Origin of the sequence: Streptomyces anulatus (genome assembly GCF_014650675.1) — a bacterium.
Classification (GTDB): domain Bacteria; phylum Actinomycetota; class Actinomycetes; order Streptomycetales; family Streptomycetaceae; genus Streptomyces; species Streptomyces anulatus.
In genome coordinates this window covers 254,987-262,844 of the sequence record NZ_BMVK01000011.1, presented here as the reverse complement: position 1 = coordinate 262,844, position 7,858 = coordinate 254,987, and the positions used below count along the sequence as shown (strand labels likewise).

The 7,858-nt window shown below is 71.4% G+C and carries 7 protein-coding genes; 1 reads left to right on the top strand and 6 read right to left on the bottom strand.

Going from position 1 to position 7,858, the window contains the following annotated elements; translation table 11 throughout:
* Window positions 1–89: 89 nt before the first annotated feature.
* Genes IE272_RS26115 through IE272_RS26100 form a run of 4 tightly spaced genes read right to left on the bottom strand, consistent with a single transcriptional unit; the run spans window position 90 to window position 3,903 of the window.
* Window positions 90–755: a response regulator gene (locus tag IE272_RS26115; protein ID WP_050356880.1), complete on the bottom strand. Its 666-nt coding sequence runs from the start codon at window positions 753–755 to the stop codon at window positions 90–92.
* A complete protein-coding gene (locus tag IE272_RS26110) occupies window positions 752–2,077 on the bottom strand; it encodes a sensor histidine kinase (RefSeq protein WP_190008221.1) in 1,326 nt (441 codons plus the stop codon). Before IE272_RS26110 ends, IE272_RS26115 begins: the two co-directional genes overlap by 4 nt.
* Window positions 2,078–2,107: 30 nt before the next feature.
* The gene (locus IE272_RS26105) at window positions 2,108–2,953 is read right to left on the bottom strand and encodes an ABC transporter permease (protein ID WP_056700058.1); all 846 of its coding nucleotides are present in this window, start codon (window positions 2,951–2,953) and stop codon (window positions 2,108–2,110) included.
* Window positions 2,950–3,903, bottom strand: coding sequence for an ABC transporter ATP-binding protein (locus IE272_RS26100; RefSeq protein ID WP_190008219.1), 954 nt, complete (start codon window positions 3,901–3,903; stop codon window positions 2,950–2,952). Before IE272_RS26100 ends, IE272_RS26105 begins: the two co-directional genes overlap by 4 nt.
* 219 nt (window positions 3,904–4,122) lie before the next feature.
* On the opposite strand from IE272_RS26100, the gene IE272_RS26095 reads away from it, so the two are divergent.
* The gene (locus IE272_RS26095) at window positions 4,123–4,683 is read left to right on the top strand and encodes a GNAT family N-acetyltransferase (RefSeq protein WP_056700053.1); all 561 of its coding nucleotides are present in this window, start codon (window positions 4,123–4,125) and stop codon (window positions 4,681–4,683) included.
* Between the two features lie 25 nt (window positions 4,684–4,708).
* On the opposite strand, the gene IE272_RS26090 is transcribed toward IE272_RS26095, so the two are convergent.
* Window positions 4,709–6,379 carry a type IV secretory system conjugative DNA transfer family protein gene (locus IE272_RS26090; protein ID WP_190008217.1) on the bottom strand — a complete coding sequence of 557 codons (1,671 nt, stop codon included), beginning with the start codon at window positions 6,377–6,379 and terminating at the stop codon, window positions 4,709–4,711.
* Window position 6,380: 1 nt separating this feature from the next.
* The gene (locus tag IE272_RS26085; protein WP_050356874.1) at window positions 6,381–7,799 is read right to left on the bottom strand and encodes an ATP-binding protein; all 1,419 of its coding nucleotides are present in this window, start codon (window positions 7,797–7,799) and stop codon (window positions 6,381–6,383) included.
* Between the last annotated feature and the right edge of the window lie 59 nt (window positions 7,800–7,858).

The window sequence follows — 7,858 nt, the reverse complement described above, 5'->3', positions numbered from 1 at the left end:
GAACAATTTTTCCGGGAAAGCCCCGCACCTCTGGTGCGGGGCTTTTCTGCGTTCCGGGCCCGATGCCTTCCGTACCGTCCACGTACCGCCTACATCGGGGTGACCAGGCGGGTGTCGTAGGCCAGGATGACCGCCTGGACGCGGTCCCTCGCGCCTGTTTTGGCGAGGATGCGGGTCACGTGCGTCTTCACCGTGGATTCGGCGAGATGGAGGCGGGCGGCTATCTCCGTGTTCGACCAGCCCTGGCCGATCACGGTGAGGATCTCCCGTTCCCGTTCGGTCAGTGCGGTGATGCGCGGGTCCGACGCGGCAGGTGCGCCCGGTACGACCGGGAGGTGGTGCACGTAGGCGTCGAGGAGACGGCGCGTCAGGGTCGGGGCGACCACCGCGTCCCCGGCGGCCACCGCGCGGATGCCGGCGAGGAGTTCTTCGGGCAGGGCGTCCTTGACCAGGAAGCCGCTGGCTCCGGCGCGCAGGCCGTCGTAGGCGTATGCGTCGAGGTCGAACGTCGTGACGATCAGGATCCGGGTGCGGGCGCCCGAGGCGATGATGCGCCGGGTCGCCTCGATGCCATCCAGGCCCGGCATGCGGATGTCCATCAGCACGACGTCCGGGTGGTGGCGGGCGACCAGGTGGACGGCCTCGTTGCCGTTGCCGGCCTCGCCGACGACCGTCATGTCGTCCTGGCTCTCCAGCAGCATGCGGAAGCCGAAGCGCTGCATCGGCTGGTCGTCGGCGATGAGTACCGTCGTCACGGGCGCGTGTCCTCCAGGGGAAGGCGGAGCCGTATCTGCCATCCGCCGTCGTTCGGCAGCGGTCCCGCGTCGAGACTGCCGTCGTACAGTGCGGCGCGTTCCCGCATGCCCATGATGCCCTGGGCCGGTAGTGGGGCTTCCTCCGCGTCCTCGGTCGGGCCGGACCCGGTGCCCGTGTCGGTGATATGGGCGTCCACGTGCGTGTGTGTGTACGTGAGGGTGACCGTCGCGGAGGTGGGCCCGGTGGCGTGCTTGAGGGTGTTGGTGAGGGCTTCCTGGACCACCCGGTACACGGTGAGTTGGCGGCCCGGGGTGAGCGACCGCGCGCGGGGTTCGCCGTGGAGCTCCAGGTGGACGGGCAGGCCTGCTCGGCGTACGCGTTCGATGAGGGGGACCAGTTCGTCGAGGGTCGGCTGCGGGGCGCGTTCGGCCTCGGGGTGGTCGTCGCGCAGGACGCCCAGGAGGCGGCGGAGTTCGGACAGGGCCTGCCTGCTGGTGGCGCCGATGGCTTCCAGTGCCTGGCCCGCTCGTTCCGGGTTCTTCCGGGCCGCGTACGCCCCGCCGTCCGCCAGGCCCGTGATGACGGACAGGTTGTGGCCGATGATGTCGTGCATCTCCCGTGCGATACGGGTGCGTTCGGCTGCGGCGGCGAGCCGGGCCTGCTGGTCGCGTTCGTGTTCCAGCCGGTGGGCCCGCTCGACCAGGGCTTCGGTGTACTCGCGGCGCGTGCGTACCGCGATCCCCAGAAGCACGACGAACACCAGGCCCCAGACGTACGAGACCACTTGCTGGCCCCAGGTGGAGGCGATGCGTACGCCGATGGCCAGGACCGGGGCGACGAACAGGGCAGCCGCGGCCCCGACCGTACGGAAGGAGGAGCGCAGGACGATCTGGAACACCGGGATCAGCTGGAGGAGTGCGGCCTGGACCACGGCGCCCGTCCAGATGTTCAGCAGGGACGCCGGTGCCATCAGCAGCAGTACGGCCATGGGGTGCGTTCGGCGCCACAGCAGCGGCAGCGAGAAGCAGAGGCTCATCAGGAGGACCAGCGGTTCGGCTGCCGTGACGTCGTCGTCCGCGACGGTCCGCCAGCCGCCGGAGGTGTAGTCGAGCACCGCCGCCACGGCCCAGAACGCGGTCACCGCCGCGTCCCAGACCCGTGGCCGGCGTCGGTCGAAGGCGCGGAGGCGGTCCAGGGCGCCGCGGATGATCCGGGTGAGGGGTGCCGTGCCGCCGGGGTCGGTGCCGTCGGCGGGCGGGGGCGGTGCTGTGGTGGCTTCGGGTGCCGGGGGCGTGCCGGCGGCCCGGGGGTGGTCCGTCACCTCGTCGTTCTCCTCGCGTCAGACGTCGCGTCAGACGTCGCGGCGGTTGAGCGCCAGCGCTGCCGCGGCCAGTGTCGTGCCCGCCCACAGGAACAGGGCGAGCAGGGCGGGGCCGGGGGAGACGGTCCCCGGGATGGGGGTGGCGGAGCCCAGGGCACCTGCGGCCTGGGTGGGAAAGTACATGATGGCGCGCTCGACCGCGTCGTACGGGAGCATCCCGAGGATCTCCGGCAGGATCATGACCCCGCCGATGAACGCGCCGATCGCACCGGGCACGGAGCGCAGCAGAGCGCCGAGGCCGAGAGCGATGAGGCCCAGCAGGGTGAGGGCCCCGGCGTTCCCCGCCAGGGCGCGCAGGATGCCCGGGTCGGTGAAGGAGGCGGCCTGGTCGGTGTCGTGGAGGAAGGCCTGCGCCGCCGCGAACGTGATCAGTGCCGTCGCGAACATGACCGTGAAGACGGTGGCGGCGAACACTGCGGCCTTGGCCCACAGGACGGGGAGCCGGGTGGGTACGGCGGTGAGCGAGGAGCGGATCATGCCGGTCGCGTACTCGCCGGCGGTCATCAGGATGCCGAGGACGATCAGGCACAACTGGCCGAGCATGCTTCCGTACAGGGTCAGGACGATCGTGTCGACGTCGGAGTCCCCGCCGCCGGAGGTGTAGGTCCCGCCCATGATCAGGCCGACGCCCAGGACCATGACGACCGCCGAGACGACGGTGATCCAGGTGGAGCGCAGGGAGTGGAGTTTGTGCCATTCCGAGCGCAGGATCCGGGGTGCGGTGATGCGGTACTGCGATGAGGGTGAGGGCGGTGATGGCGGTGATGCCGGTGTGATCGGGCTCGGGGGGCGAAGGGTGGGGTGGGGCGTGGTCATGCTGCTGCTCCGGTGAGAGGGGAAGGGGTGGGAGTCGCCGGTGTCCGCTGCTGCGGCCGGTGATCCACCGATTCCTGGGTGAGGTCCATGAACGCCTGCTCCAGCGACACGGTCTGGGGCGTGAGTTCGTGCAGGGTGATCGCGTGCGCGGCGGCCACGCCTCCGATGTGCGCCGCGTCCACGCCTCGGATCCGGAGTTCGTGGGCCGGGGCTTCGGTGATGGTCACGCCCGGGTCCTTCAGGCGGGCGGCCAGTTCGTCCGGCTGCGGGGTGACGACTTTGACGGACGCCCCGCCCGCCGAGCGGATCAGCTCGTCCACCGTGGTGTCGGCGAGGAGCCTGCCTCGGCCGATGACGATCAGGTGGTCGGCGGTGAGGGCCATCTCGCTCATCAGGTGGGAGGAGACGAGGACCGTACGGCCTTCGGCGGCGAGGGAGGTGAGGAGGGTGCGGATCCACAGGACGCCCTCGGGGTCCAGCCCGTTGACCGGTTCGTCCAGGATGACGGTGGCGGGGTCGCCGAGGAGTGCGGCGGCCACGCCGAGTCGCTGGCCCATGCCGAGGGAGAAGCCCTTGACCCTTCGGTGGGCGGCGTCGGTCAGCCCGGCGAGGTCGATGACCTCCTCGACGCGGCGGCGCGGGATGCCGTGGGTGTGGGCGAGGGCCATCAGGTGGTTGAGGGCGGACCGGCCCGGGTGGACGGACCGGGCCTCCAGCAGGGCGCCGACCTGGGTGAGGGGCGCGGGGTGGGTGGCGTAGGAGCGGCCGTTGACGGTGGAGTTGCCGCGCGTCGGGGCGTCGAGGCCCAGGAGCATGCGCATCGTCGTGGACTTCCCGGCGCCGTTGGGGCCGAGGAAGCCGGTGACCGTGCCGGGGCGGACGGTGAATTCGAGGTCCTGGACGACGGTTCTGTCGCCGTACCGCTTGGTGAGTCCGTGTGCCTTGATCATGCGGTCGACGCTACGGAGCCGGCTCGGCGCGGTCGTCCGACCGGGGGCTGGAGGTGGGCCCGGGGTGTAGTACCGGGGTACGACGGGGGCGGGTGTGCCTGCGGGTGCCGGTGCGGTCGCCTTGTGGGGGTGGGGCGACGCGTTGGGCGGTGGCGTTGTTGGTGGTGGCGTTGGGGTTAGTCGGTTGAACGTGGGGCGGGCGGGGGTGAGGATCGGGGCATGGATTATGTGATGCGTGCGGCGCGGGCCGACGAATGGCCGCAGGTCAGGCAGTTGCGGCTGGATGCTCTGAAGGACCCGGCGGCCCCGGTGGCGTTCCTGGAGTCGTACGAGGAGGCCGTGGCGAAGCCGGACGACTTCTGGCGGGAGCGTGCCGCCGCCGCGGCCGAGGACGGGGGCGGTCGTGTCCGGCAGTTCGTCGCGGAGTCGCCCGAGGGGGTGTGGGTGGGGTCGGTCACCGTGCTCGTCGAGAGTCCGGAGGACGATGTGCGCTTCGGGGAGGCCGCTGCGGTGGACCAGGCGCACCTGGTCGGTGTGTTCGTCCGGCCCGAGGTCCGGGGGACCGGGGTGACGGACGCGTTGTTCCGGGAGGCCGTCGCGTGGGCCTGGTCGCTGTCCTCGCCCCGGCTGGAGCGGGTGCGCCTCTATGTGCACGAGAAGAACCCGCGGGCCGCCGCCTTCTACCGGCGGTTCGGGTTCGTCCCCTCCGGGCAGCGGATTCCGGCCCCGGGCGGTCGGGGCGAGCTGGAGCTGGAGTACGTCCTCGGGCGCGAGGGGTAGTGGCGGGCGCGCCGGGGGCTTTCGTCTAGCCGGCGCCCGGGGCCGGAGCGTGCAGGCGTTCCTGCCAGCGGGCCCGTCCCTGTTCCCGGGAGCGGAGCAGCACCAGGGCGGGCATGCCCCGGTGCTGGCCGGTCGTCAGCAGCTCCGGGAGCTGGGGGAGGGGCGCCACGGCCGCGACGTCGTCGAGGACGAGCGTCATTGGTGGGTCGAGCCGACCGTCGGATGACCGTGCGGCCATGCGGCGGCCGTGCTCGACCACGTCTGCGGCGAGCGCGGTGAGGAGGGGCATCGCGCCGGGGCGGGAGCGGGGATCCTCGATGGGTTCGCCCACCAGATAGAGCGTTCCCCCTTCGTCCACAAAAGATTCCAGCGCGAGGGAATCGGCTCGGTTCGCCGTGCAGGCCTCGCGGATGTGCACCGTGGACAGTGCGGCGAACGCCCGTACCGTCAGTTCCTGGGCCACTTCGCGTCGTTCGGGATAGGCGGTGAGGGCGGACTCCAGCAGCCCGGCGAGTCCGGACGCGGCCTTGGGGTGCGTACGGAGGAGGCGTACCGGTTCGTGGGCGCCGGACCCGGAGGCCCAGCGGAGGACCTGGCGGAAGGGGCGGCCGTCCACCGCGGCGGCGTGCAGCCAGCACTGGAGGAGCGTCTGCGCCGTGTCGGCCACCGCCGCGTCGATCCGGGCCTGCGGGCGTACCGGGGCGAGCAGGGCGGCGGCGCGTGCGGCGGCGATGTCGGGGAGCTCGCAGCCCTCGGTGGGCGACCAGTGGAGGCGGGCCGGGGTGTCGCAGAGGTGGCCCGGGTCGTAGACGAGGACCGGGCCGAGCTTGGCGCGGGCGTCTTTCGTCTCGGCCCAGACGGTGGGGTCCGAGGTGACGACGAGGACGGGGCCCTCGGCGTCGTGTACGGCCCGGACGACGGTGGGGCGCCGGGCGGGGGCGGGGGCGTAGACGAGGAGGGGGGTGCGGGGGGAGGGGAGGAGGAGGGGGGAGGACGGGGTGATTCCGGGGGACTCCCCAGAGGTCCCGGGGGTGTCGTGGAGTCCGGGGACGGTCGGTCCCTGAGGTGTCAGGGGTGTCAGGGGTGTCTGGGGTGCTTGCTGTGCCGCGTGTGCTGCGTGTGCCTCGGGGGTGAGGTGTGGGTCTCCCTTGGAGGGAGGGGGTGCGGGGGTGCTTTCGGCGGTGTGGTCGGGTGCTGGTGCTGGTGCTGCGGCCGGTGTCTGTGTCGGCGTTGTCGCTGGTGCCGTTCCTCTGGGGGCCGGCTGCTTCTCGTACGTTCCGAAGGCTCGTTCCTCGCGGCGTCGTTCTCGTACGGCACGGCCACGGGCCACCACGCCGAGCGTGAACACCGCGAGGACCACCAGCACCATCAGCTCGCCGATGAACAGGCCCCAGAACAGGCCGTACCCGGAGAGCTGGGCCGGGGGCGTCCCCGGCCAGGCGGCGGCGAGGTCCTGGGGAGCGGTGGCCAGTTCGCGCAGGGCGAGCGGGGACCGGGTGAACGTCACGCCGTCCGGCCAGGCCCCGTGGGCGAAGAGCCCGGCGAGGCCGGTGGCCGTCCAGGCGACCAGGGTGGCGGCGAAGAGGAGGCCCAGGAGGCCGATCAGCAGGCCGTCCGGGATGCCGCCGCCGCCCTGGGGCCGGTCGTGTCCGTCGTGATGGGCCGGGCCCCGGCCCCGCGCTGCCTGGCGTGCCATGTCATGCCACCGTTGACTCTGACGACTCGTTCATCCGTTGCTGGTGCTCGATCCGGGCCGCCCGTTGCTCCGCCTCCAGTTCGGCGGCGCGGATGTCCTCGGGGAGCAGGTCGTCCGTCGATCCCTCGGTCATGGCGCGGTCGGTGAAGACCAGGGGGCGTTCGGCCTCGGTGATCAGGTGTTTGACGACCTGAACGTTGCCGTTGACGTCCCAGACGGCGATGCCGGGCGTGAGCGTCGGGATGATCTCGACGGCCCAGCGGGGCAGGCCGATGACCCGGCCGGTCGCTCTGGCCTCGTCCGATTTCTGGGCGTAGATCGTGCGAGTGGAGGCCATCTTGAGGATGGCCGCCGCTTCCTTCGCCGCGGCTCCGTCCACCACGTCGCTGAGGTGGTGGACGACGGCGACGAAGGAGAGGCCGAGCCGGCGTCCGAACTTCAGGAGGCGCTGGAAGAGCTGGGCGACGAAGGGGGAGTTGATGATGTGCCACGCCTCTTCGACCAGGAAGATGCGCTTCTTGCGGTCGGGCCTGATCCAGGTGTGCTCCAGCCAGACGCCGACGATCGCCATCAGGATCGGCATCGCGATCGAGTTGCGGTCGATGTGCGAGAGGTCGAAGACGATGAGGGGCGCGTCGAGGTCGATGCCGACGGTCGTGGGGCCGTCGAACATGCCGCGCAGGTCACCGTCGACCAGCCGGTCCAGGACGAGGGCGACGTCCAGGCCCCAGGCCCGTACATCGTCTATGTCGACGTTCATCGCCTCGGCGGACTCGGGCTCGGGGTGGCGCAGCTGCTCCACGATGTCCATCAGGACCGGCTGGCGGTCGGTGATGGTCGCGGTGACGTAGGCGTGGGCCACCTTCAGGGCGAAGCCGGAACGCTCGTCGAGCCCGTGGCCCATCGCGACTTCGATGATCGTACGGAGCAGGGCGAGCTGGCCGGTGGTGGTGATGGAGGGGTCGAGGGGGTTGAGGCGGATGCCGCCGTTGAGCGCTGCGGTGGGGTCCAGACGGATGGGGGTTATGCCCAGCTCCTGGGCGATGAGGTTCCATTCGCCGACGCCGTCCTCGCCCTGGGCGTCGAGGACGACGACCTGGCGGTCGCGGAAGCGGAGCTGGCGCAGGACGTAGGTCTTCTCCAGCGCCGACTTGCCGTTGCCGGACTCGCCGAGGACCAGCCAGTGGGGGGCGGGGAGCTGTTGCCCGTACAGCTGGAAGGGGTCGTAGATGTAGCCCTTGCCGCTGTAGACCTCGCGTCCGATGATCACGCCGGAGTCGCCGAGACCGGGGGCGGCGGTGGGGAGGTAGACGGCCTGGGCCTGGCCCGTCGACGTACGGACGGGGAGGCGGGTCGTCTCCACCTTGCCGAACAGGAAGGAGGTGAAGGCATCCGACAATGCGGACAGGGGGTCTCGCATGGTGGGGGTGCCCTCTCTTGTTGCGGTTCTTCCTGCGGGTGGTGGTGGTGCGGTGATCG

Bases quoted from the DNA above. Each gene is read 5' to 3' on its own strand.
- IE272_RS26095 (WP_056700053.1), top strand. From the start codon at position 4,123: ATGGATTATGTGATGCGTGCGGCGCGGGCCGACGAATGGCCGCAGGTC.
- IE272_RS26105 (WP_056700058.1), bottom strand. From the start codon at position 2,953: ATGACCACGCCCCACCCCACCCTTCGCCCCCCGAGCCCGATCACACCG.
- IE272_RS26085 (WP_050356874.1), bottom strand. From the start codon at position 7,799: ATGCGAGACCCCCTGTCCGCATTGTCGGATGCCTTCACCTCCTTCCTG.
- IE272_RS26090 (WP_190008217.1), bottom strand. From the start codon at position 6,379: ATGGCACGCCAGGCAGCGCGGGGCCGGGGCCCGGCCCATCACGACGGA.
- IE272_RS26100 (WP_190008219.1), bottom strand. From the start codon at position 3,903: ATGATCAAGGCACACGGACTCACCAAGCGGTACGGCGACAGAACCGTC.